Below are 24,949 nucleotides of genomic sequence, written 5' to 3' on the forward strand. Positions count from 1 at the left end.
ATGTGGTCGATTGCCGTCGTCGCCTCCATCACCCAGCGGAGGGAGATGTATGTGATCCGCTCCAAGAACCGTTCGAAGACCGTCGCGCTGGTGATCGCGGCGCTCACCATCGCAGGCACCCTGACCGCACAAGCCGCTCCCGCAGCCGCCGCGCCCGTCGAGGACGACGGGGTCGACTGCCCGGTCACGCTGCCCGGCTCGACCCCTGCCAACGCCAAACTCCCCGATCCGTTCCAGAAACTGAACGGGTCCCGGATCACCGCCAAGGCCGACTGGCGATGCCGCCGAGCGGAGATCAAGAAGCTGGCGGAGCGGTCCGTCTACGGCGAGAAACCCGCGAAGCCCAGCAGCGTCACGGGAACGGTGTCCACTTCGAACATCACCGTGAACGTCTCGCACAACGGCCGGAGTGCGAGTTTCTCGGCCAGGGTCGAACTGCCGAGCGGCTCCGGGCCTTTCCCGGCCGTCGTCGTCCTGGGCGGGTTCGGCGCGGACACGGCGGCCATCAAGGCCGCGGGCGCCGCCGTCATCAACTACGACCCGCTCGCGGTCGGCCGGGAAGGCACGCCACGGAACAACAAACAAGGCGCGTTCTACAGCGTCTACGGTTCCTCCAGCAGTACAGGGTTGCTCCTGGCGTGGGCCTGGGGTGTCAGCCGGATCATCGACGTCATCGAGCAGTCAGGCGGCGGCATCCTCCGCCCCGACGCGACCGGCGTCACGGGATGCTCGCGGTACGGCAAGGGTGCCTTCGTGACCGGCGCGTTCGACCAGCGCATCGCCCTCACCATGCCGATCGAGTCGGGTACCGGCGGTGCTCCCGCTTTCCGTTCGGTTGCCAGGGAAAGCGGCGCCCAGGGGTTGGGCAGCGCCTATGGCGAGCAGCCCTGGCTGGGCGACGCGTTCACCTCGTTCACCGGCAACCCGGCGGGCCTGCCCGTGGACACGCACCAGGTGATCGGCATGATCGCGCCCCGAGGCCTGTTCGTGATGGACAACCCGCACATCGACTGGCTCGCCGCCAGGTCGGGCAGCGTGGCGGCGCTGGCAGGCGCCGAGATCTACAAGGCACTCGGCGCGGGCGCCGACATCACGTACTGGTCCGACGTCCAGGACGGCAACCACTGCGCCTCCCGGTCCGAATGGCGGACGCCGCTGCAGCAGCACATCCAGAAGTTCCTACTGAAGACGGGCAACACCGCGGGCACTTTCCGGATCTCCGGCAAGAAGGCGGGCAACCTCGCCGAATGGCGGGACTGGCAGACCCCTGCTCTGTCCTAGCACCGCCACATGGCCCGGTGCGGCAGCCACCCGCCGCACCGGGCCGTTCTCTCAGTCGGCGCTACCGGCCGAGTCGGCCGAGTCGACGGGTGCGGCCTTCCTCGGAGCCTGGACCTTCGTCACCTTGGGTTGCTGTTTCACGGCGGCTGGGGCGATCTTCGCGTCCGGCGAGTCGGCGGAGTCCAGTGCCGGTGCGGGGACAGGGGCCGGTGCGGGGACAGGGGCCGGTGCGGGGTTCACGGAGTCGGCAGCCGAAGCTGTCGGCGAGTCGGCTGACTCAGGAGAGTTGTCGACGGCACCCGCCTGGTTCTGAGCCGTTCCGGCGTCGTACTTCTGCACGACGGGAGCGGGGTGCGGGTCGCGCACGGTCGTGTCGTCAGAAGCCACGGCCGCGGCGGTGCCGAAGCCCGCCAGCGCGAAAGTCGTGACGCCGGCGATGATCCAGGGCCGCTTGCTGTTCATGGTTCCTCCTTGCTGGGCTTGTGCTTCCAGGTTGTCCGGTGGAGATGAAGGGAAGTGCTGCCTGACGGTGAAGGAATTCTCATGGAAGGCTGCTCTCGGCCAGCTCGATCCGGAGTTCGGTGTTGCGCAGCCAGTTCTCTTCCTGCACGCGGTACGGACCGGTCGCCAACGACAGCACCACTGCCGCCGTCCGCCGCCGTAAGGCCGCAGGGTCAAGGCAATCGGCGAAATGCGCTTCCAGCTGATCGTGCACGGCCGTGATATGCGTGGCGTGGTCCGGCCGGGTCTGCGCGAGAACTGCGAGGTGCCCCAGCAGGCATGCCGCGTCGTCCAGCCGTTCGCCGCGACCGGCGGTGTCGATGTCGAGCAACCGGGCGTGTCCATTGTGGATGATGAGCTGGTTCTCGTAGAAGTCGCCGTGCACCGGCACATCCGGTCCTTCCGGCCGGTCGTGGAAGACCTTCTCGGCGATCGCGCGAGCCCGGGGCGCCAGGTGCGGGGCAACGGCACCCACCACACCGGCGTAGTGCGGGGCCTTCTGTCCCCAAGTCGGTCCGCGCTCGCCGTCCGCCAGTTCCCAAGGCAGACTGTCCAGCGCTTCGACGACGCTGCGCGGATCGACTTCCTTGTGGTCCAACAACTTCTCACGCAACGTCCGCCCCGGCAGGCCGGCCAGGAGGACCAGGCCGTCGTCCGTCCATCCCAAGGATTCCGGTGCGGTGGGCGTGATGCGATGGCGGTGATGGAGTTCCTTGGCGAGCGCCGGCCGTACCACCTTGACGAAAACCCTGCGGTGGCCGGGAAGCCGGACTTCGACGACGGCTCGCCGCCGTGGCCGGTACGCCCTCGTCCGGATGGTCACGTCGCCGCCCACCGCCAGCCCGGTGGCTTCGATGAGAACCCGAGCCCGCACCGGATCGAGTGCCCGCGCCAGTCCAGGCAGGTCCGGGTCGAACGGAAACCGCCAGACACCGACCTCGGTCGTTCCGTCGCTCACCCGCACGGCGCCTTCGGGCAGCCGGCCGGACGAGGCGGCCAGGACTTCGTCCCTTATCCCGTCAGGCCAGCTGACCGTGGCCGCGTAGCTGACCGTGGTCCGCCTGCCCGGCTGATGGTCGACCTGCGTGGCGGTCCAGCCCAGCAGTTTCCCGCCGGCTTCGGCCACCACCGCGGCGAGCATGTCGCCCGCCGTCACTCCGGTCAGCACAACGAGATCCGCCATGGCACCAGCATCTCCGGGCCGGATGATCCGGCCATGAGGTGGCGATGAAGAAACTTTCATCTTCGGACCAGCGGGGATTCGGTGCGCTAGCGTGTCGACTTTGTCCGATTCGAGAAGGGGGATCGTGATGGATGTGGACACCGAGCGGATCTACCCGGCCCGTCGCGTCAGCCTTCGAAGAACGGGCTGGATCCTCCTCGGCGTGACGCTCGCGATCAATGTGGCGAGCATGGCGGTGCCCGCGCTGATCGACCACCCGCTGACCACGAACCGCGGCGAGATCCAGGAATACCTGGACGTTTTCGTGGAGGGGAACCTGCCGACCTGGTGGAGCACGGGGCTGCTCGTGATCACCGCGGCCGCGCACGCCGTGCTCGGCGCGATCGGCCATGCCGCCCGGGTCAACGGCAGCTGGGCGTGGTTCGCCAGCGCCACCATGCTCGGAATGTTGTCCCTCGACGATCACACCCAACTACACGAACGTCTCGACCGCATCGGCCGCGAACTGGTGACGTACAACGACGGTTTCCCGTTCTACTGGCTGATTCCCGGTCTGGCCGCCGGGCTCTTCGTCGCCGTCGGCCTGCTGCTGCTCGCCCGCCACCTCCGCGGCCGCCCTCGCTGGTACATGATCACCGGCTGTGCGCTCCTGCTCGCCGCGGCTCTCGGCGGCGAGACGCTACAGGGCCTGCTCATCGCGTCCGGCCAAAGTGGACCGTTGTACGTGCTGACGTACCACGCGGAGGAACTCGGCGAGAACCTCGGCGTGCTGGCCATGCTCGCCGCCGCGGCCCACTCGGCCCGCATCACACGCACGCAGTACTCGTTCGATCTGCGGTATCCGCTCACCTGAGAAATACCAGACGCCCCGGCTGACAATTACCTGGGAATCCCGCAGCGAGTCCAGCTGGATCACAACAATCGATGACACAAAAACGACGGAACTTGGAATCGACAGGTCCGCGTCGCGATCGCCGATCGCCTGGCGATCATCGTTGAGGCTGTGCTTGACTGGAAGAGCGCCGCCCATTCCTGGGCGTGCAGCACGACACACGATGGGGGTTTTGTGTTCACCACAAGGAATCCTGGGATGTCCATGCCCTTTTCCTCGGGAGCCCGGCGATTGACTGTCGGCGTGATCCTCGCGCTCGTCGCGACAACGGCCATCGCCGCGCCTGCCCAAGCGCAGAATCAGGGCGCGAGCGCCCTGTCGGGCGGTTATGCGGACTGTCCAGTGAGCCACGTCTGCCTCTGGGACAACATGAATTACCGGGGTGGCTGGCTGGTCCTGGGGTCTGACTCCAGCGACATCGGCAACTGGCGAGACCGGGCGAACAGCATGCGGAATCGGACCGGCTACCCCGTGAAGCTGACCGATAAAAGGACGTTGCAGCCGGACGACTCGATCAGGTACGCGGCAAATCAGAGCGAGAACGATTTCGGCGCCTTCGGCTGGAACAACCGGATCGACAAGGTCGAAATTCTGGACTGACGCCGCATGAACCGTCGATCGCGATGACGGTTCGTGCTTTGAGTTCTCAGCTCACAAGCACTGCCGGTATCGCACGCGAAAGCGGCCGTCAGTTGACCCTGACGGCCGCTTTTGTGCGGACTGGCCGGCTGTGATCCGGCGTCAGCCCAGCGCGGACTCCTCGATGATTCCGGCAGCGGCCCGTGCTCCGCCCGACGCCTGTATCTCCCTGCGCATCCACCGGAGATTGGCCTGGATGCCCGCGTCCGAGCTGATCTTCGCGACGGTTTCGCGCAGCGCCGTCACAGTGACGTCCTCAGGCCGCAGGTGCAGTCCGAGACCGAGCTCGGTGACCTGGGCCGCGTTGGGGTACTGCTCGGCGGTCTGCGGGACCGGCAGCAGCGGCACGCCGTGCCGCAGTCCTGCCATCATCGTGATGACGCCCGGGTGGCCGATCAGCACCTGGGCGTGGGGCAGCACGTCCTCGTAGGGCACGTACCGATGGACCTGGACGTTCGGCGGTATGTGGCCGGTGAGCTCGCGGTTGCCCAGCGCGATCACCGCGTGCCAGTCCATCTCGGCGAACGCGTCGACGCAGGTGCGGGCGAACGCTGAGCCTTCCTGGAAACTGCTGCCGAGCCCGATCAACGCCAACGGCCGCGAATCCAACGGCGGCAGCCACGTACCGTCCGGGGGTGGCACGCACGGGCCCACGAAATGGACGTTGTCGAACGTCGGTCCCGCCGGCTGGAAGGCACGCGGATGGTACGCGATCGTCCGCACGCCTTCGTCCAGCAGGAACTGCTCGACGTCCAGGCCGGTCCCGTCGAGCAACTGAGCCATTTCCCCGAGGACGTCACGGAAAACGGGGCCGCTGAACGAGTACTGCTCGTAGTTCCCGGCAGGGTTCCAGTGCTCGTTCGCGGCGAGCGTCCCCATGCTCTGCAAGGCAGGGATTCGCCGTCGCGCGGCGAACAACCTGCCCGCCCAGCTCAACGAGTCGTGCACGACCACGTCCGGCACGTCACCGGAGAACGTTTCCTCCAGCACAGGGAGCACTCGGCGCGCTTCGTGGGTCAGCATGCGCAGCGCGCTGACGTAGTCGTCATCCTTGTACTGGTCCGAGTCGAGCATGTCGGCGATCTGCTCGGTCGCCTCCGCGGTCCGCATCACCGACTCGACCGGCACGAGCTCCGCGCCCACCGCCTTGACCTGCTCGCCGAAATCGGTGGTGACCGCGTAGCTCACGCGGTGCCCCCTGGCGACGAGCTCGGTCACGACCGCCAGCGTCGGCGACACGTGCCCAGGGAACGGAACTGAACAGAAAGCTATGTGCACCAAGGGGGAAACCTCCAGGACTTCACCACAGTGTCCGCATGCACGCGAGCAGGCTGCGTGCCTCGACGTTGAGGTAGTTGCTGTGCATCAGCAGGACTCCGAGCTGGTTGAGTGTCATCCAGCGGTAGCCGTACGGCGCCTCGACCGGGATGTCGTCGCCGACGTCGATGACGACGTTGCGGTTCTGGGCGTGCAGGAACCGACCGCCCTCTTCGGACTGCATCACGTCGTAGCGGATGCGGCGCGGGTCGACGGTCAGCACGTAGTCCAAATAGGACGGCCGATATCGCTCGGGATAGTGCGCGTAGTTGTCCGGCTGGCAGTGCACAGTCGGCGCCAGTTCCGCACCGTTGAGCGAACCCGCGTCGACCCTCGCCTGCATCAGCACGTGCAACACACCGTTGACGCGTTTTGTCAGAAACGCCGTCAGCCCGGGATTGTTCGGCTCGACAAGCGGTTGCCGCCACCCGGAGACCTCCCGGCTGCTGGCCTCCACGGACACCGCGACCACCTTGAAGTACCGACCGCTCTCGTGCGCGATCTGGACGTCGTCGCGGTACCAGCCGCCCTGCACCGTGTCGTTCAACGGAATCCGCCGCTGGACCAGGTCGCGCGTCGCCCGGATCTCGGTCAGCCAGCTGAGGATGTCACTGCCGCTGTGCAACGCGGAAGTGTTGCCCGCCAGTGACTGCAGCAGTGAACCAGCGAACGTGCCGTCGCCGTCGGGTGCCTCGAATCCGACGGCTGGAACACAGGAGATCACGGTCCGCGAGTCCATGTTGACCACGTTGTCGCGCTGCAGGAGCTGTTTGATCTGACCGAAGGTCAGCCAACGGTAGTCGTCGCCGACCGGAACGTCCTCCTCGGTCTCGACCACCATGTTGCGGTTGCGCTTGTGCAGGAACCATGCGCCCTGTTCGGACTGCAGCACGTCGACGAGCACCCGACCGCCACGGGCGCCGGTGAAGTAGTCGAGGTAGTCGACGTGCTTGCCCCGGTGCACACCGAGGTAGTTGCTCCTGGTCGCCTGCACGGTGGGCGAGAGCTGCACCGTGTTGACGTTCCCCGGCTCCATCTTGGTCTGCATCAGGCAGTGCAGCACCCCGTCGAACTCCTTGACCAGGATGCCCAGGATGCCGATCTCCGCCTGCACGATGATCGGCTGGATCCAGCTGCTGATCCACTGCCGGTCGGTGCGCACACTGATCCCCTCGACCGAGAAGAACCGGCCGGAGGCGTGCGCCAGGTTGCCGGACCGAACGTCGAAGGCCCACCCGGTGGCCTCGGCGAACGGAATCCTGCTGATCCTGGCCCGCCCGGCCACGGTCCGCCGCGCCAGCCAGTCCGCCAGCTCGGCGGCCGGTGTCACCGAGCTGTGCTCGGTCGCCGCGGACAGCATGAAACGGCGCGCGGTGTCAGCCTGATCAGCGACCGGCAGTTCGTGGTGGATCAGTGGTGTCTCGGCCATACCTGCCCCAGGGGTTCAGCTCCGCTGGACGGGTCTTCTCTCGTGAGCGTTTATCAGGGTTAGAACACCGATAAACACTCACGAGGGGGGTTTGCCCGCCACCGCGATCACGTAGTCGGCACGGGCTATCTCCCGCGCCAGCGGGGAGTCGAGGCCAGGCGTGCCGACACGGTCGCGGAACTGCTTGTGGAACATGCCCATCTGGGCACGGGCGTCCGGCTCTTCGAGCCGCCTGGCCAGATACCGGCGCCATGGTTCGTAGACGTGCTCCCGGATCGACCGCACCGACACGTCGGTGTAGCCGGTCGCGGTCAGTTTGCGCGCGTACTCCTCGGCCGGATAACAGTTCTCCGGTGGCACGCCGCGTGCCACAGCGCTCCGCCGCACCGCGTCGGGATGCGTCGGCAGGATCTCCGCTGTGGCCAACACCCCGCCCGGCCGCAACACCCGGTACGCCTCACGGAAGAAGTCGACCCTGGTGAGAAAGTGATGCGCGGACTCGAGCGCGACGACGCGGTCGAAACTGCCCGACTCGAACGGCAGCTCGGTCGCGGACCCCTCACGGAAGTCCGTGCGGTCAGCCAAGCCGAGCCGCCGGGCTCGCTCCGTGGCCGCGCGCACGTGCAGCGGGGTGATGTTGATCCCGGCGATCTCGCCGAGGTTCCTGCTGGTGAGCCAGTGCAGCGCCGCGTCGCCGTAGCCGAAGCCGACGTCGAGCACGCGGTCCCCCGGCTTGAAACCGGCTTCGTCGGCCAGCAGGTCTGCCAGTGCCTGGGCGGCCTCGTCCAGATCGGTGCAGCCCGACTCCCAGTAGCCGAGGTTGACGTACGAGTTGGTCTTGTTCAACAGGTTGTAGTCGAACAGCTCGTACAGCCTCCTGATCTTCTTCTCCCGGGACGCCCCTTCGACCTGGATCGCCTTGACCAGCATGCGGGCGGTTCGCCAGAAGCTCATCCCGGACGTCCCGTGAGCGGGCGGCGGACCGCGGCCATGCGCACACGGTCGACCAGTGCAGCCTGTCGGACCACTGGTTTTCCTTCCAGTTCGGTGTTGACGCCGTGCCGGACACGGTTGACAAAGGCAGTGAGCACGCCGACGAAGTGGTCGTCGGCAGGCAACGTGAGAACCTGGACGGCGTCCTGTCGCTCGACCCGGACCACCGGCCGATGGGCCGCGGTCGGGGTGTACGCCCATTCGACGACGATCCGTCCCTCGCTGCCCCAGAGCTGGTAGCCGCACTTGTACGAGCGATCCATCCCGAACAACACGTGCGCGGTCTTGCCGTCGGCCGTGCACAACAGCGCACTGCCGCTCACGTCCACGCCGTGTTTCGGGTCGTACCGCAGGGTCGCGCCGGCCACGTCCAGTGCGTCGCCGAGGTACGTCAACGCCGTGCGGATCGGGTAGCCGCCGACGTCCAGCAACGAGCCGCCGCCGAGGCCGGGCTGATAGCGCCAGTTGTCCGGTGACTTGCCGGGGAACGCGTACTCGGCGATGACGGTGCGCAGTTCGCCGATGGCACCGTCGGCGACGAGCCCGCGCACGGTCCGGTGCTGCGAGTGGCACAGGAACATGAAGTTTTCCAGGAGTGCCAGGCCCAGCGACTCGGCGAGGGCGACCCGGGATTCGGTCAGCTCCGCCGTCGCGGTCATCGGTTTCTCGGCCAGCACGTGTTTTCCGGCGCGCAGCGCCCGTTCGATCCACTCCGCGTGGCACACCGGCGGCAGCGAGATGTACACCGCTTCGACGTCCGGCCGGGCGAGCAGCCGTTCGTATCCGGTGACCGGCTCCGAGCCGAACCTGGCGGCGAGGTCCGCGGCCTTGCCCTCGTCGCGGCTGGCGATCGCGGTGATGTCGACCAGCGGTGAGGCCGCCATCGCGGGCAGTGTCCGGCGCGAAGCGATGTCCGAGCAGCCGAGCACACCGCATTTCAGCGGCATGGTCGTGGTCTGCGGCTCCGCGAACATGTCACCCCCGGGTCGTCCATTGTGGACGCCAGACCACCAGGCCGGCTCGGTGTGGCGTGCCTCTTTCCTACCGGCTGCGGGCGTGGGCCTGCGAATCCGGCATGGACAGTCGAACGCGAACACCCCCGGCCGCGGTACGCCGAGTGCGCACCGGAAACTTTCGCCGCGCCGACCGAAAATGGTCACAAGCATGACACTCGGCCACCCGAACACAACGGGAAAGAAGATTCAGCGTTAATAGTGATCCACCGGGCCCGAGTCAAGCGGATTGCACCTAGTTGCGATCGGCACGCCGGGGTACTGCCGATCAATGGCCACGCGTCGTTCGACACGATATCGACAGCCCGGGCCAAGATCACCGGCCGGGCCGGTCAAACTCGCAAGACCAGGGGCAATACCTGCAACTGTGATGGTTGACCAACGTTCGGCGGGCTGCCTAGCCTCAATGGATGACCACTGGAGATCAGGGGCCGCCGGAATCCTTCTATTGGCAGCTTGTTTCCTTTGGAACAAGCCATGAGGACGTCGTTCTGATGCGTGCGTTCGCGGACACCATGAATGGGTACTTCGTCGATGTCGGGGCCGCAGATCCGGTACTGGCTAATGTGGTCAAGAATCTTTCCGAGCATCTCGGCTGGACCGGGGTGCACATCGAACCCGATCCGAATTTCGCCGACCGGCTGAAGAACGCCTACCCCGGCGACCACGTCGTGCAGGCGGTGGTCGGTGCGCGGGCCGGACGCGCGGAGTTCTTCGAGGTGGACGACGGGTGGCTCTCGACGATGGACCCGGTGCGGGCGGCCGCGTACGAGGACGAGGGACGGACGGTGAACTCCCGCGTGGTCGACGTCACCACTCTGGACTCCGTGCTGCACTCGGTCGGCGCACGGGCCCCGATCGACCTGCTCAAGATCGACGTCGAGGGCACGGAGCCGGACGTGCTCGCCGGGTTGTCCTTCGAGACCTGGAAACCCCGGGTCGTGGTGGTCGAGACCACCACGACCACACCGCGCCCAGGCGCCGCCAACTGTGATGATCTGCTGCGCGCCCACGGATACACGCACACACTGTTCGACGGGTGCAACGGGTTCTACGTCGCACCAGGGGAACCACGGGAGTTCGTCGAAGCGTTGAGCGTACCGGCCAACGTGTTCGACCGGTACGCACCCGTCATCTGGTTCCTGCAACTCGACGAGGACCAGCGGCCGCCCGTCCGGCTGGCGCCGCGCAGGCTGACGTGACCACAACGTGTTCGACCGTCCGGATCACCTGGGCCCCAGCAAGTCCACTCCGGACGGAACGTGCCCGTTGCGCAGGTCGGCCAGATACGCCCGCACGTCGGCGGCGCGTTCGTCGTTGAGGTCGGTCAACATGCGGTGCGCTTCGGCGAGGAATCGCATGGCCTGTTCGTACTGACCGGCGCTCGCCTGCATCGTGCCCAGCGCGGTCAGCGCGTAGGCCTCACCGTGCCGATCACCGGCCTCGACACACACGGTGAGCGCCCGCTTGGTCGTCTCAGTCGCCTGCTCGTACTCGTCCCGCATCAGGTGCGTCTGGCCGAGGTTGATCAGGAACCGCCCGGCGACGAACATGTCGCCGGCTTCCTCGCTGTGGACACAGGCCTGCTGGTAGCACTCGATCGCCTCGTCGAGCATGTTCAGATCGCGATACGTGTTGCCGAGGTGGTCGAGGTTGATGCAGACCGCGTGGATGTCGTTGATCCGGCGGTAGAGCGCAAGCGCGTGCTCGTGGTGCCGGATCGCCACGTCGAACCGGCTCAGGCGCCGGTTCACCTCGGCGAGGCCCATCGCGGCGAACCCCTCGGCGTAGTGGTTGTCGATCTGCCTGCACACCTTGATGGTCGCCTCGTAGTACGCGATGGCACGCTCGTAGAGCCGTTGCTGGGCCCAGCCGAACGCCAGTCCGAGCAACAACTCGCACTCGACCTGCTGGTCCGACAGCATCCGGGCCGAGTTGAGCGCGATCTCGTACGCCGCGGTGCCGTCGGACCAGTGCCGTCCGACGTCGTAGTAACCCTCCAGTCGCAGCGGGATCTGGCAGGCGTGGGTGAGCAGGCCATGGTGCTCAGCGGCCCGGATCAGGTGCGGGATGTCGGCACGAACCGAGTCGCACCAGGCCAGCGCCTCGTCGACGTCGGCGAAGGCCACCGGCACCACCAGCGGATCCCGCGGCGCCAGCTCGGCACGACGGCGCACCGGATGGATCAGCTGGTCGCAGGCGTCCACCGTGTGCAGGTAGAAGTCCAGCAGCCGCCGCATCGCGCGGCGGATGTCCTGCGGGTCCTCGGCCTGCGCCCGTTCCAGCACGACCGCGCGCATCAGGTCGTGCAGTTCGTACCGGCCCGGCGCGGCTTGCCTGATCAGGTGCGCGTCGACGAACTCCTCCAGCATCCGGTCGGCGGCCGGGACAGTGAGCCTGGCCAGCGCCGCCGCGGCGTTCAGCTCGATGGTCGCGCCGGGGTGCAGCCCGAGCAGGGTGAGCACTCGGCGCCGGTCGGGTTCCAGGTCGGCGATGGACAGGTTGAACGCGGCCGCCACGCTGTGCTCGCCCGCGTACAGCTCGGTCAGCCGCTGCCGCAGATCGCCGAGCCGCTGCCGGACGTGCTCGAGCGTCCAGAAGGGACGGTCGCGCAGCCGGACCGCGGCGATCCGGATCGCCAACGGCAGCCGGCCGCACAGCTCGACGATCTCCTCGACCAGTTCGCTCGGTTCGTCGGAAAGCCGTTGCGGTGTGCAGATCCTGGTGAACAGGGTGACCGCGTCGGCGAGCGGCAGCACGTCGACCGACAGCGAATGCGCGTGGTGCAGCAGGCCGGTCAGCCGCTTGCGGCTGGTGATCAGCGTACGGCTGGTTCCCGCACCCGGCAACAGCGGGCTGACCTGCGCCTCGCTGTGCGCGTTGTCGAGCACCACGAGCATTCTGCGGTGGGCCAGCAAGGAACGGTACATGCTGGCACGCGCTTCCGTGCTGTCCGGCAGCGCGCTGGTGGACGCGCCAAGAGCGCGCAGCATCAGCTCAAGAGCCTCCCGCGGCTCAAGTGGATCGACACCGTCGGTGTGCCCGTGCAGGTCCACGAACAGCTGCCCGTCAGGATACCGGGCTGCCAGCCGATGTGCGGCGTGCACAGCCAACGTCGTCTTGCCGGTACCTGCCATTCCGTCGATCGTGAAGATCACCCGTTCGGCGGTGGCGCTGCCCTCGCCGGTGGCCGGCATCGTGATCAGTTCGGCTAGTTCCGCATCGCGGCCGGTGAACGTGGGCAGGTCGGCAGGCAGTTGCGCCGGCCGGTCCGCGCCAGGAGGCGCCACCGGGTCGGGACGGACAGGCAACACCGTTCTGGTCGAGTGGCGGGTCCGGAAACCGTGCAGGCTCGCGGTGCCGGTGATCCGCGCCAGCCGCTCCGACGCCCGAGCGTCCGGCCGCCGGGAGTCCACTGTGGAGTCCGCGGCGCCCGGTGTCACGACGGCGGCGACCGGCGGCCTGCCCGGCTCGTCGCCCGCGAGCAGCCGCTGGTGCAGGTCGCGCAGTTCGGCGCCTGGTTCGACGCCGAGCTCCTCGACCAGGCGCAGCCGGGTCTGCCGGAACACGTTCAGCGCCTCGGTGCGCTGGCCCGACCGGTGCAGCGCGACCATCAACATGCCGGCCATCCGTTCCCACAACGGGTTTCTCAGCAACAGCGCCCGTAGTTCGGGAAGGACATCGGCATGATGCCCGAGAGTCAACCGGGTTTGCAGGTATTGCTCATGCACCCGTTCCCGATGAGCCTCCAGCCGGGCCGACTCGGCCTCGAGCAACGGTTCGAGCGCCACGTTCTCCAACGCCCTGCCCCGCCACACGCGCAGCGCCCGCTCGTAGAAGTCGCAGGCGACCGCCGGGTCGGTGGCCCGCTCCCCCTGCGCCGCCAGGTCGGTGAACCGGTCGACGTCCAGCTCACCGGGCCGCACCGTCACCAGGTGCCCGCCCCTGCGCGTCCGCAGCCGTGACTCAGGCTCGTCCGGCACCCGCAAAATGCGGCGCAGCCTGGTCAGATACGTCCGCAGGTTGGACTCAGCCGATGTGGGCAGATCCGACCACACCAGCTCAAGCAGTTGCTTAGTCCGTACCTCCTCGTTGGCGTGCAACAGCAGCGCGGCCAGCACCGCCCGCTGCCTTGGGCCCCCCAGCGGGCGCTCCTGTCCGGTCAGGTATACGGTCACCGGGCCGAGCAGCTTGAACTCCATGGCACTTGCCCACGGCATCCACAGGTTTCCTTCCCAGCTGCACACAGTTGTCTGTCGACTGTACGCGCGTTATGTGCTGGTTTATGTGCACTCGTCATGAAGACTGGCCGTCGTCATCAGCCGAAGGAGCGGATCACCAGCGGGTGTGGCCCCACGGGCAACCGTGTGCGGTCCGCTCCGGGCAGGGGATCCGCCGCGACCAACCACGTTGGTGAAGGGATGACTTGGATGGATCAGGACGGCTGTGGGGAGCCGGCGGAGGTATCCGGGAGTGACGCCGAGATTTCGTCGCTGTGGCGGGCGTACCAGTCCGGCGGCGCGCCCATCGAGTTGGTTCCGGTCAGCACGTTGCGTCTCGGTGACACGCCGAGGACCGGTGGGGTGAGCGACGAACACGTCCAGGCACTGGCGAAGACCGAGACCCGGCTGCCGCCGATCCTCGTGCACCGGCCGACGATGCGCGTGATCGACGGCGTGCACCGGCTGCGTGCCGCGGAGCTCGGCGAGCACCGGCGCATCGAAGCACAGTTCTTCGACGGCGACGAGGACGACGCGTTCGTGCTGGCCGTCGAGGCGAACACCGTCAACGGGCTGCCGTTGACGCTGGCCGACCGCAAGGCCGCGGCGGCACGCATCATCATGACCCACCCGACACGTTCGGACCGGTGGATCGCGCTGGTGAGCGGCCTGGCGGCGACGACCGTCGGTGCGATCAGGAAGTGTTCGACTGTTTCAGACAGACGGTCGAACACCCGGATCGGCCGGGACGGCAGGCTGCGTCCGCTGGACAGCTCGGAAGGCCGGAGGCTGGCGGGCGAACTCATCAGGGCCAACCCGAACAGGTCCTTACGGGACATCGCCAGGGCTGTCGGGATCGCGCCGTCCACCGTGCTGGACGTGCGCAACCGGTTGAGCTGCGGCGAGGACCCCGTTCCGGTACGACGGGACAGCGGGGCGAAGGCGACGCGCCTGGACAACGGGCACCGGCTCACCCGGCGCACGGTCCCGGCGCAGGCCGACTCCGAAGTAGATCCGCCGACGATCCTGAGCACCCTGCGCAAGGACCCGTCGCTGCGGTTCAGCGAAGCGGGCCGCACGCTGTTGCGCTGGCTGGACGTGCACACCGTCAGCGGATCGACAGCCCCCGCGGTCGAGGACATCCCAGCGCACTGCGTAAGCACGATCGCCGCGCTGGCCAGGCACAACGCGCGGTTCTGGCTCACGCTCAGCAAGCACCTGGACGAGCTGGAGCAGGACGGCTGGCCCACCGCGCAGGCCCACTAGACGGGAATCCGCGATATGCAGCGCATGGACTCCGGCCGGACGGTGCTGATCACCGGCGGCTGTGGCTTCATCGGCACCCACCTGGCGACCAGTCTGTCCGGCCAGGGCTTCCGGGTGGTGGTCGCCGACCTGGCGCCCTGGCCGGACCGGCTGGTCGAGTCCGTGCGGCTGGACATCGCGGACTTCCCGGCCTGCACCGAGGTGATGCGGGCGGTGGACCCGCACGTCGTGTTCCACCTCGCGGCCTCGTCCACGATCGACTCGGCGTACCACGATCCGCACGGGTCACTGGTGACCAACGTCGGCGGGACGATCAACCTCCTGGAGGCCGCCCGGCTCGGCGCGAGCAGGCTGGAGCGGTTCGTGTTCTCCTCGACCGACAAGGTCTACGGGGAACTGACCGGCGACGCCTACGTGGAGTCGTCGCCGTTGGAAGCCCGCGGCGTCTACGACGTCGGCAAGATGTCCGCTGACACCCTGGTCCGGCTCTACGGCTCGGAGTTCGAGCTGCCGACGGCGATCCTGCGGCTGTGCAACGTCTTCGGCCCCGGTGACCCGAACACCGGGTCGCGGATCGTGCCCCGCACGCTGAGCAGGCTCTTCGACCCGGCCGGCCCCCAGCCGCCGGTGATCTACGAGGGATCGATCGCCCACGGCAGGGACTACGCGTACGTGACCGACGTCGTGCGGGCGCTGACCACGATCGCTTTCGACCGGCGAGCGGTCGGCGAGACCTACAACATGGCACCCGCGGCCCACCGCACCACACTTGACCTGGTCGAAGAGATGATAGATCAGTCCAGACGGGCCTGCGAACCACACGACCGGGACCGCGCCGACGCCATCAGGAAGAACGGGTACGAAGTCGTGCACGGCCACGGCATGCCACGTGCCCTGGAACGACAACACTGTGACGGCGGGAAGATCAGCGCGCTGGGCTTCCGCAACGTCGTGTCCATGTCGGAGGGACTGCGCCGGACGATCACGTCGTCCATGCGGGAGTTCGGCATCGTCCCGGAATCGGACGACGACCGTTGCCAGACCGCCTAACGGTCAGTAGGTTCTGAAACGGGGCTGTTACAACGTTTTCCCGGACCGGAAACCGGGCGGAGCCCATTCCCGCCGTGCCCCGAGCCTTCGCGCCCAGTCCGCATCCGTGACACCGACATCGGAGGGTTCGCGCAGCATGCAGCCACACGCTTCCGGCACCGCGATGGACGACGCCGAGTTGCGGCGCAGGCGCGCCGACTACCACCGGGAATGGACAACGGGCACCGACCGGTTCTTCCACCCCAAGGCCGAGTCGTGCCCGTGGTGCGGTGGCAAGGACATCGGTTTCCGAATCCGGCTCACCGACACCCGGCAGTGCAAGCCCGGTACGTTCGACATGGACGAATGCGCTTCGTGTGGCCACATCTTCCAGAACCCGATGCTGACCGGGACCGGATTGGCCTACTACTACCGGGATTCGTACGACGGGCTGGGCCGGGACCACTACGGCTCGGTCGCCGAGTACAGCTCGTCGGCGCACCGCAGACGAGTCCGGTTGTTCGACGGCATGCCCCGGCCCGGACAGTGGCTCGATGTCGGCGCACGGCATGGGCATTTCTGCCGGGAGGCCCGGAAGTTCCTGCCCGGCACGAAGTTCTGGGCGTTGGATCAGAGTCCGGAGATCGTGCACGGGCAGCAGCGGGGATGGGTCGACTTCGCCGGGCAGACCCCGTTGACCGAGTTCGCCGAGCGGCACGCGGGTGAGTTCGACGTGGTGAGCATGATCCACTACCTGGAGCGCACCGCCTCGCCACAGTCCGAACTGGACGCCGCACGCCGGCTGTTGCGCGACGGTGGCGCGGTGCTGATCGAGTCGGTCAACCCGGCGAGCCGGTTCGCCCGGCTGCACGGCAGGTTCTGGTACTGCTGGATGGCTCCGCAGAACCTGCACCTCATCCCGCACCGGAACATGTGCCGGTTGCTGACGGAACGCGGTTTCGAAGTGGTGCGGGTGCAACGGGGACCGGCCAACAAGCCGTTCGACAACCTGGCGGCCCTGCTCACCGCGTTGAACCACCACTTGCCCGCCGCGAAGTCGTGGCCGTGGCTGAGCCGGGCCGTGCGGCCGGCTGAGCGGTGGTTACGCAGAGCGGTGATGGCACTGGCGAGCCCGGCGCTCGGCCTCGCCTTCGTCCTCGACCTGCTGTTACACGTGCCGACGTCGCGCGGCCGGGGCGGCAACACCTACCGGATTGTCGCCGTGGCGCGCTTGAGGAGTGATTCCCCTTGGTAGCAGAGCTTCGTGACTGGGAAGGCGTTGACGTGAACGTCGGACAGCTTCAGGCACGCGCCGACCGGGCCGCCGAGAGCGCGATCACCCACCTGTACGACCGGCAGCGAGAGGACGGGTCGTGGGTGGACCGGTTGTCCTCCTCGACGATCGCGACCTCGCTCGGTGTGTTGTCGCTCAACCGGGCCGATCCCGAAGGCTACGCGTCGCGTATCGCTTCCGGCATCGCGTGGTTGCGTGCGCACCAGCGCGACGACGGCGGCTGGGCGATGGCCGACGCGGAGTGGCCGAGCAGTCCGGGGATGACCGCCTTCGCGATCGCCGCGCTGCACGAGGTCGACTCCGACGCGTCCCACCGGCACATCCAGCGTGGCCGGACGTTCCTGGACGAGAACGACGCGGTGAACGTGATCCCCGGCCTGAACGGCCAGGCGCCGAAGACGTGGCCGGCGGCGTTGCCGACCATCTGGGCGTTGACCGGGCTGCGTGACTTCGAGCAGCAGCCGGATCTGCCGGTCGAGGCGATTCTGGTGCCGCGGCGGTGGCGCAACAAGGTGTCGATCGCACTGCCGGCGATCCTGGGGCTGGGTGTGATGCAGAGCCGGACGATGAAGCGGTCCGCGCCGCGCCGCGTCCTCGGCCGGATCGCCGAACCGCTCGCGTTGAACTGGCTGCGGGAGATCTCCGGGACCAACGGCGGGATCGAGGAGTGCCCGATGATCGCCGGGTTTCTCTACCTCGGGCTGCGGCAGGCCGGTACCGGTGTCGATCTGCAACTGGCGTCGCTGCGGTACCTGCTGGAGACACAGCGGGAGGACGGGTCGTGGGCGATCGACCGTGATCTGGAGATCTCGGTGACCGCGTACTCCATCATGGCGCTCAGCGAGTTCCAGGACGTGGCCACCGAACCGTTGATGCAGGGCACCCGGGAATGGCTGCTGCGCAACCAGTGGAACAAACCGTTCCGGCAGTTCGGGATTCCGTCGGGCGGCTGGGGCTGGGCCAATCCGTCGGGCTGGCCGGAGTCCGAGGACACCGCGGTCGTCCTCGGGGTGCTCGCCGACCTCGGCGTGCCCCGCACGCACCCGGCCGTCCAGCTCGGTGTGCAGTGGTTGTTGAAGATGCAGAACCGGGACGGTTCCTGGTCCGAATGGGTTCGCAACACCAACATCATGAACGACCGGCCGTGCCCGGGCGTGACCGCCCACGTCGTCATGGCGTTGCAGCGGTACGGCCTGTCGGACGCGCCGGGCACGGCGCTGGCAAGGGCTTTGGAATACCTGCGCACACACCAGGAGAAGGACGGGTCGATCTCGTCGGTGTGGTTCCGCGACAACACCCACGGCACCAGCAGGCTGCTTGAGGCCTTTGTGGACAGTCGAAAGGGCAGTGAGCCCGCCGCGGTGGCGGCACGGGACTGGTTGCTGGCCAACCAGGCCGCGGACGGCGGCTGGCCACTGAAGCACGAGCTCCCGCCGAAGGGCAGCACGGCCGAGGAAACCGCGTGGGCGCTGTTCGCGTTGCTCAAGGCTGGCGAGAACCCCGCCGGCCCGGCCATCCTACGAGCCGTGGAGTGGCTGGTGAACCACCAGGACAGCCAGGGCACCTGGCGGCCGAGCAATGTCGGGCTGTACTTCGACGACCTGTGTTACACCGACGACCTGATCGCGCACACGTTCGTCCTGCGTGCCCTCGGCCGGTGGATCAAGACCATCTCCCGGGGTGAGTCGGGATGACCGCCACCCCGGCGCGCGGAGTCGCCGACGCGGTGCCCGGCAGGACCCGGCGCCTGCCGCCTGGCCCACGGCTGCCCGCGGTGGTGCAGACGGCGATGTGGGCCGTCGCGCCGGTGTGGTTCGGCAAGACGTGCCTGCGCCGCTACGGGCCGCTGTTCACCGCACGGATTCTCGGGTTCGGCGATGTCGTCTACATCAGCACACCGGACGGCATCCGCCGCATCCTGCGCGACGACGCCGGTGATTTCGACGCGGCCGCGGCGAACGAGTCGATCCGGTTCGTGGTCGGCGAACACTCGCTGCTGATGTCCGGCGGCGCCCAGCACACCGAACGGCGCAAGGTGCTGATGCGGCCGTTGCACGGCGACAACGTCACCGCGTACGTCGAGGTGATGAAGTCCATTGTGGAGCAGGAGGTCGTCGGGTGGCGGCCGGGGTCGGCCGTGCGGCTGCTCGACTGCTTCCAGCGGGTCACGCTGGAGGTGATGATCCGGGCGGTCTTCGGCATCACCGACTCCGCCCGGCTGACCCGGCTGCGGGTGCTGGTGCCGAAGCTGCTCGACGTCAATCCGCTGATCATCCTGGTGCCCGCGGTACGCCGGTCGTTCGGCGGATTCGGGCCGTGGGCGGCGTTCCAGCGGCTGCTGCGGGAGGTCGACCAGATCATCTTCGCGGAGATCCGCGAGCGCCGCGCGGAGCTGGCCGCCGACCCGTCCGGACGGGGCAGTGACGTGCTGTCCCTGCTGCTGGCCAAGGGCCAGGACAATCCGGCGGTCACCGACCAGGAGCTGCGCGACCACATGGTCACCCTGCTCGCGGTCGGCCAGGAGACCACCGCGACGCAGCTTGCCTGGTTCTTCGAACGGGTCGTCCGCGCGCCGGGCGCGCTGGAACGAGTCGAGACCGCGGTGCGCGACGAGGACTGGAAGGTCCTCGACGCGGCGATCCACGAGGCGATCAGGTCCCGTCCGACCACATTGGACATCGGCAGGATGGCCACGAAGGAATGGACGGCAGACGGCTACGTCTTCCCCGCGGGCACGATGTTCGCGGTCTCGCTCGGCTTGCTGCACCTGTCCGGGCGACTGCATCCGGCACCGGAGAGCTACTCCATCGACCGGTTCCACCCGGTCGAGCCGCCGAGTGCGCACTTCCTGCCGTTCGGCGGCGGCAGCCACCGGTGCCTCGGCGCTTCGCTGGCGATGATCGAGATGCGCACGGTGATCAGTACGATCCTGCGCTCCGTCCGGCTACGGGTGCCCCGGTCCACACCGGAAGGGGTCAAACCGAAGGGGCCGATGCTGGTCCCGCGCCGGGGCGCGCAGGTGATCGTCACGGAGAACCGTCTGTTCGCGGGACGAGGGTGAGAATGGACGTACCGGTCCGTAGTTTTCCGTTCCCGCGTGCGCCGCGGTTGGACCTGGAGCCGGAATACCGGTGGTTGCAGGACAACGAGCCGGTCACGCGGGTGAAGTTCCCGTACGGCGAGGAGGCCTGGCTGGTCACCAGGTACTCCGACGTCCGCACCGTGCTGACTGACCCGGCGTTCGGCCGTGCCCTTTCGCTCGAACGTGACGTACCGCGGGTGACGGAGGAGAACTTCAGCGGCGGCATCGTCGCGATGGACCCTCCCGAGCACACCCGGGTTCGCGCCGTGTGCCGGCACGCGTTCACCCCCAGGACGGTGGCGCGGCTACGCGAACGCGCCACGGCGATCGCCACCGAACTGGTCAAGGACGCGCTGGCGGCGGAGATTTTCGACGGCGTGGCGGACTTCGCGCTGCCGTTCACCCTGAAGATGATCTGCGAGCTGCTCGGGGTGCCGTACGCCGACCGCGACCACTTCCGGCACTGGGCCGAGGCCGGCCTGGCGACCACCTCGATCTCCGAGGACGAGCGGTGGGCGGCCACCGGGCACATGTGGGACTACGTCGCCGCGCTGGTCGCCGAGCGGCGTGCGAAGCCGCAGGACGACCTGATCTCGGCCATGCTCGCCGTCCAGGCGGACGGCGGGACGGTGTCCGACGACGAACTGGTCATCCTCGCCATGACCATCCTCGTGGCCGGCTACGAGACCACGTCGACCCAGCTGCCGAACTTCGTCTACGTCCTGCTCGAAGACCGCACTCGGTTCCAGCGACTGGCGGCCGATCCCCTGCTCGTGCCGACCGCGGTCGAAGAGCTCATGCGGTACGTACCGCTGGAAGCCAACGGCACGACGCCCCGCTACGCCACGCAGGACGTGGTGCTCAGCGGCACCCTGATCGAGGCGGGCTCGCCGGTGGTGGCCGCGTCGGTGATCGCCAACCGCGATCCACGGGTGTTCACCGACCCCGACCGGCTGGACTTCGCCCGCGATCCCAATCCGCACATCGGGTTCGGCGTCGGCGCGCACTTCTGCCTCGGCGCGCCGCTGGCGCGGCTGGAACTCCAGGTGGCGCTGGAGGTGCTGACCTCGGCCGCGCCCCGGGTGCGGCTGGCCGCCGACGAGCAGGCGATCGAGTGGAAGGCCGGGATGCTCGTGCGCGGCCCGTCCCGTCTGATGCTGACCGAGAGGAGCGGAGAGACGTCATGACCTCACCCGAACCTGGCGCCGCCGTCACGTCCCGCGAACCACCGCCGGTCGAACGGTTCCGGCCGGCCGACCTGGACGAGCAGGACTGGCGGAAACTACGGGCCACCTGCCCGGTCTCGCACGTCACCACCCCGGACGGCACCGACGTCTGGCTGGTCAGCCGCTACAAGGACATCCGCAAGGTGCTGGGCGGCCAGGTGTTCAGCGTGTCCCCGATCGACCTGGAGCGCGGCGGCGGAACGGCCGAGGCGAACGAGTCGATCTTCCAGGACCCGCCCGAGCACACCCGGTTGCGCGGCCTGGTGGCCGGGCCGTTCGCGGTCGGCTACGTCGAGCGCTACCGCGACACGATCCGGGCCAAGGCCGACCAGCTGATCGAGGCCATGGGCGCGGCGGGCGCACCGGTCGACGTGATGGCCGGTTTCGCCAAACCGTTGACGATGAACGTGATCGCCGAGGTCGTCGGCGTGCCCGAGCCGGACCGCGGGATGTTCCAGGAGCTGTCCGACCAGTTGCTGGTGCCGCTGTCCGAGGCGCAGGGCGTCATCGCGCTGGAAGGCTGGAAGCAGCTCAACGACTACGTCCGCGACCTGATCGCCGAACGTCGCCGCACCACCGGCCACGAGGGTGCGGACCTGCTCGCGCACATGATCCGGGCACAGGAGAACGAAGGCACGGTCGACGACGTCGAGTTGGCGACCATGGTCCTCGGTCTGCCGGTCGCGGGGTACGTCAGCACCGCCAACGCGATCGCCGTGGCCATGCGTTACCTGGTGGAGTTCGGCTGGCTGGCCGAGTTGCGGGCCGCCGCGGACCCCGCCGAGCTGCGCAAGCAGTTCGTCGAGGAAGTGCTGCGAATCCAGTCGGGGGACAACGGCGAGTCGATGCCGCGCTTCGCCTCCGAGGACGTGCAGGTGGGGGAGGTCACCATCCGCAAGGGCGACATGGTGGTCGCCCCGCTGATCGCGGCCAACCGCGACGAGGAACTGTTCGCCGATCCCGACACGTTCGACCCGCGCAGGCCCGGCCTGATCCGGCACATCGCGTTCGGTTTCGGCATCCACCGCTGTCTCGGCGCCAACCTGGCCCGCCTGGAGTTGCAGGTGGTCATCGACGCGCTGACCGAGTGCGGGCTGGACTTCGAGATGGTCGAGGCGTGGAAGGCGGTGCCGTGGAAGGTCAACATGCTCGGTGACCGGTTCCCCGAGCGGATGGTGGTCCGGGTGAGGACGCCATGACGGGCAAACACGTTCTGTACGCGTCGATCCCGGCATGGGGACACGTCTACCCGGTGATCGAGGGACTGACCGAACTGGTCCGGCGCGGCCACCGGGTGAGCGCGCTGGCGTCGGGGAGTTTCGCGCCGGAGGTCGGCGAAGTCCTTGACGTGGTGCGTTACGACTCGCCGATGGACAACTCGAACGCGGCCCTCGCGGACATGAGCACCGTGCTGCCGCTCATGCTCAAGGAGACGCGCACGGCCTACGCCACGCTCAGCCAGGCCATCCGCGACGACCGGCCGGACGTGATCGTGTCCGACGTGCTGTCGACGGCGGGCTGGCTGGCCGGGCAGGCCTTCGGCATCCCGGTGATCCGGACGTGGCCGGTGTTCGCGTCGAACTCCGAGTTCTCGCTGCACCAGGACTACGAGTCACGGTCGGACACCGACGAGTCGATGGCCGCGTTCTTCGGTGCTGTGGCGGAGTTCCTCGACGACGTGGGGCTGTCGTCGTCGGTGTCGCCGGAGCAGTTCTTCGACAACGAGGCCGACCGCAACATCGTGCTGTTCCCCCGCGAGATCCAGCCGAAGGGCGAGACGTTCGACGAACGGTTCACGTTCATCACGCCGTGCATCCGGCCGTCCGAACAGTCCCCGGAACGGCAGTGGCTGGCCGCGTCGCAGCCGCTGGCCGTGGTCTCGCTCGGCACGGTGTTCAACGACAAGATCGGTTTCTTCCGCACGTGCATCGAGGGCGTCGAGCGCCTCGGCTGGTACACGGCGGCCGCGTTGGGCGGCAAGGTCTCCCCGGCCCAGGTCGGCCCGATCTCCCAGCGGGTGCTGTTGCGGGCGAAGCTGCCGATGATCGACACGCTGCGGCACGCGTCCGTCGCGATCTCCCACGGCGGGCTCACCAGCACCATCGAGGCGCTCGCGCAAGGTGTGCCGGTGCTGATCGCCCCGCAGATCGGCGAACAGCGCGGTGTGGCGGACAGCATCGAACGGCTCGGCCTCGGGGTCCGGCTGCACGAGCCGTTCACCTCGGCCGAACTGGCCGACGTGATCAAGACGGTCGCGAACGACTCCGCCATGGCCGAACGGCTCGAACAGTTCAAGCAACGGCTGCGGGACGGCCGCAGCGGGGCGCAGTTCGCGGACGCCGTCGAAGTCGCGTTCGCCTAGCGCCACGAAGGGAGGTGCTTTCCCGTGCAGCACGAACAACTGACCGCACCACTCGCCGACTACCCGTTCACCCGTGACTCGATCATCGAGCCGGCACCGGCACTGGCGGACCTGCGCACCGCCGCGCCGATCCACAAGGTCCGGCTGGCGTCCGGCGGGCACGCCTGGCTGGTCACCCGGTACCAGGACGTCCGGCTGGTGCTCAACCACCCGGCCTTCGGCACGCAGTACCCCGGGTCGATCCCCGTCGCGGACGAGGACAACCTCGCGGCGGGGTTCATGTTCCTCAAGGACCCGCCGGACCACACCAGGCTGCGCCGGAGCGTGACCCGCGCGTTCACCGCGCGGCGGATCGCCGAGCTGCGCGACCGCGCGCAGGAGGTCGCCGACGACCTGGTCACCGCCATGCTCGCCGCGGGCCCGGTCGCGGACATCCAGGAGCAGTTCGCCTATCCCCTGCCGATCTCGATCATCTCCGAACTGCTCGGCATCCCGGACGCCGACCGCGGCCGGTTCCGCGGCTGGGCCGACATCGTGGTCCGTTCGGTCGGCGGCGCGGACTTCGGGGCGGCCTTCACCGATCTGCAGCGGTTCGTCGTGCGGCTCGTGGAGTCCAAACCGGACGGCGGCGATCTGCTCAGCGACCTGGTCAGGCAGTCCGGCACGTCGGACGGCCTGACCAAGCTCGAGGTCTCGTCGATGGCGATGGGCCTGTTGATGGCCGGGTACGTGACCACGGCGTCGGCCATCTCGCACGGCCTGCTGCGGCTGTTCGGCAACCGGCCGGTGCTCGACGGCGTGCGCGACGGCCGGATCGAGATCGAGCTCGTGGTCGAGGAGTTGCTGCGGTTGCAGGACGAGGAAGTCGGCATCCAGCGCATCGCACAGTCCGATGTGGACATCTGCGGAGTGCGGATCTCGCTGGGCGAGACGGTCATCGCCTCCCGGGTGGGCGCCAACCGCGACCCGGCCGAGTTCGGCGACCCGGACACGATGAGCCTGACCGCCGGCCGGAGTCCGCACCTGGCGTTCGGCCACGGGATCCACCACTGCCTCGGCTCGGCGCTCGCCCGGATGGAACTGGCCGTCGCCCTGGGGACGCTGCTGCGCCGGATCCCCGGCATCCGGCTCGCCGATCCACCGCACGAGGTCGAATGGCAGGCCGACGGCATGGACGTCAGCATCGAGCGGCTGCCAGTCGCCTGGTGAACAGCGAGACAGT

At 68.2% G+C, this 24,949-nt stretch carries 20 protein-coding genes; 13 read left to right on the top strand and 7 right to left on the bottom strand.

Features of this window, described 5'->3' with window-relative positions:
• Positions 1-51: 51 nt before the first annotated feature.
• Positions 52-1,281, top strand: a complete 1,230-nt coding sequence (locus GC106_RS19040) for a glucuronyl esterase domain-containing protein (protein WP_217280658.1) — start codon at positions 52-54, stop codon at positions 1,279-1,281.
• Positions 1,282-1,332: 51 nt separating this feature from the next.
• Here GC106_RS19040 and GC106_RS19045 read toward each other — a convergent pair whose 3' ends face one another.
• Positions 1,333-1,743, bottom strand: a complete 411-nt coding sequence (locus GC106_RS19045) for a hypothetical protein (RefSeq protein WP_173132217.1) — start codon at positions 1,741-1,743, stop codon at positions 1,333-1,335.
• Between the two features lie 79 nt (positions 1,744-1,822).
• Positions 1,823-2,965 (bottom strand): aminoglycoside phosphotransferase family protein, encoded by a 1,143-nt coding sequence (locus GC106_RS19050; protein WP_173132220.1) that lies wholly within the window; start codon positions 2,963-2,965, stop codon positions 1,823-1,825.
• Between the two features lie 100 nt (positions 2,966-3,065).
• On the opposite strand from GC106_RS19050, the gene GC106_RS19055 reads away from it, so the two are divergent.
• Both GC106_RS19055 and GC106_RS48850 read left to right on the top strand, forming a co-directional pair.
• On the top strand, positions 3,066-3,818 hold the full coding sequence (locus GC106_RS19055; RefSeq protein WP_246366158.1) for a DUF8692 domain-containing protein: 753 nt from the start codon (positions 3,066-3,068) through the stop codon (positions 3,816-3,818).
• Positions 3,819-4,100: 282 nt separating this feature from the next.
• The gene (locus tag GC106_RS48850; RefSeq protein ID WP_173132223.1) at positions 4,101-4,457 is read left to right on the top strand and encodes a peptidase inhibitor family I36 protein; all 357 of its coding nucleotides are present in this window, start codon (positions 4,101-4,103) and stop codon (positions 4,455-4,457) included.
• Between the two features lie 141 nt (positions 4,458-4,598).
• Here GC106_RS48850 and GC106_RS19065 read toward each other — a convergent pair whose 3' ends face one another.
• The 4 genes from GC106_RS19065 to GC106_RS19080 all read right to left on the bottom strand — a co-directional run bounded on the left by GC106_RS19065 (position 4,599) and on the right by GC106_RS19080 (position 9,209).
• Positions 4,599-5,714, bottom strand: coding sequence for a macrolide family glycosyltransferase (locus tag GC106_RS19065; protein WP_446684937.1), 1,116 nt, complete (start codon positions 5,712-5,714; stop codon positions 4,599-4,601).
• A gap of 82 nt (positions 5,715-5,796) precedes the next feature.
• Positions 5,797-7,242 carry an NDP-hexose 2,3-dehydratase family protein gene (locus tag GC106_RS19070; protein WP_246366177.1) on the bottom strand — a complete coding sequence of 482 codons (1,446 nt, stop codon included), beginning with the start codon at positions 7,240-7,242 and terminating at the stop codon, positions 5,797-5,799.
• 78 nt (positions 7,243-7,320) lie between these two features.
• Positions 7,321-8,196, bottom strand: a complete 876-nt coding sequence (locus GC106_RS19075; RefSeq protein WP_173132229.1) for a class I SAM-dependent methyltransferase — start codon at positions 8,194-8,196, stop codon at positions 7,321-7,323.
• Positions 8,193-9,209: a Gfo/Idh/MocA family protein gene (locus GC106_RS19080; protein WP_173132232.1), complete on the bottom strand. Its 1,017-nt coding sequence runs from the start codon at positions 9,207-9,209 to the stop codon at positions 8,193-8,195. The genes GC106_RS19075 and GC106_RS19080 overlap by 4 nt, the downstream gene beginning before the upstream one ends.
• Positions 9,210-9,658: 449 nt before the next feature.
• On the opposite strand from GC106_RS19080, the gene GC106_RS19085 reads away from it, so the two are divergent.
• Entirely contained in the window at positions 9,659-10,450 is a 792-nt protein-coding gene (locus GC106_RS19085) for an FkbM family methyltransferase (RefSeq protein WP_173132235.1), read from the top strand.
• A gap of 24 nt (positions 10,451-10,474) precedes the next feature.
• Here the strand turns inward: GC106_RS19085 and GC106_RS19090 are convergent, their stop codons facing one another.
• Positions 10,475-13,468 carry an AfsR/SARP family transcriptional regulator gene (locus tag GC106_RS19090; RefSeq protein WP_173132238.1) on the bottom strand — a complete coding sequence of 998 codons (2,994 nt, stop codon included), beginning with the start codon at positions 13,466-13,468 and terminating at the stop codon, positions 10,475-10,477.
• A gap of 201 nt (positions 13,469-13,669) precedes the next feature.
• Between GC106_RS19090 and GC106_RS19095 the strand changes: the two genes are divergently transcribed.
• The 9 genes from GC106_RS19095 (at position 13,670) to GC106_RS49345 (ending at position 24,936) form a co-directional block, all read left to right on the top strand.
• Entirely contained in the window at positions 13,670-14,734 is a 1,065-nt protein-coding gene (locus GC106_RS19095) for a ParB/RepB/Spo0J family partition protein (RefSeq protein ID WP_246366179.1), read from the top strand.
• A 15-nt stretch (positions 14,735-14,749) separates the two neighbouring features.
• Positions 14,750-15,784 carry an NAD-dependent epimerase/dehydratase family protein gene (locus GC106_RS19100; RefSeq protein WP_173132240.1) on the top strand — a complete coding sequence of 345 codons (1,035 nt, stop codon included), beginning with the start codon at positions 14,750-14,752 and terminating at the stop codon, positions 15,782-15,784.
• A gap of 136 nt (positions 15,785-15,920) precedes the next feature.
• The gene (locus tag GC106_RS19105) at positions 15,921-17,018 is read left to right on the top strand and encodes a class I SAM-dependent methyltransferase (protein WP_173132243.1); all 1,098 of its coding nucleotides are present in this window, start codon (positions 15,921-15,923) and stop codon (positions 17,016-17,018) included.
• Positions 17,012-18,751, top strand: coding sequence for a prenyltransferase/squalene oxidase repeat-containing protein (locus tag GC106_RS19110; RefSeq protein ID WP_173132245.1), 1,740 nt, complete (start codon positions 17,012-17,014; stop codon positions 18,749-18,751). Before GC106_RS19105 ends, GC106_RS19110 begins: the two co-directional genes overlap by 7 nt.
• The gene (locus tag GC106_RS19115) at positions 18,748-20,118 is read left to right on the top strand and encodes a cytochrome P450 (protein ID WP_173132248.1); all 1,371 of its coding nucleotides are present in this window, start codon (positions 18,748-18,750) and stop codon (positions 20,116-20,118) included. The genes GC106_RS19110 and GC106_RS19115 overlap by 4 nt, the downstream gene beginning before the upstream one ends.
• 2 nt (positions 20,119-20,120) lie before the next feature.
• A complete protein-coding gene (locus GC106_RS19120) occupies positions 20,121-21,326 on the top strand; it encodes a cytochrome P450 (RefSeq protein WP_173132250.1) in 1,206 nt (401 codons plus the stop codon).
• Positions 21,323-22,564, top strand: coding sequence for a cytochrome P450 (locus GC106_RS19125; protein ID WP_173132252.1), 1,242 nt, complete (start codon positions 21,323-21,325; stop codon positions 22,562-22,564). The genes GC106_RS19120 and GC106_RS19125 overlap by 4 nt, the downstream gene beginning before the upstream one ends.
• Entirely contained in the window at positions 22,561-23,727 is a 1,167-nt protein-coding gene (locus tag GC106_RS19130) for a macrolide family glycosyltransferase (protein ID WP_173132254.1), read from the top strand. Before GC106_RS19125 ends, GC106_RS19130 begins: the two co-directional genes overlap by 4 nt.
• 24 nt (positions 23,728-23,751) lie before the next feature.
• The gene (locus tag GC106_RS49345; RefSeq protein WP_173132257.1) at positions 23,752-24,936 is read left to right on the top strand and encodes a cytochrome P450; all 1,185 of its coding nucleotides are present in this window, start codon (positions 23,752-23,754) and stop codon (positions 24,934-24,936) included.
• Positions 24,937-24,949 lie beyond the last annotated feature (13 nt).

The sequence above is a fragment of the Kibdelosporangium persicum genome, from assembly GCF_013280595.1.
Lineage (GTDB): Bacteria > Actinomycetota > Actinomycetes > Mycobacteriales > Pseudonocardiaceae > Kibdelosporangium > Kibdelosporangium persicum.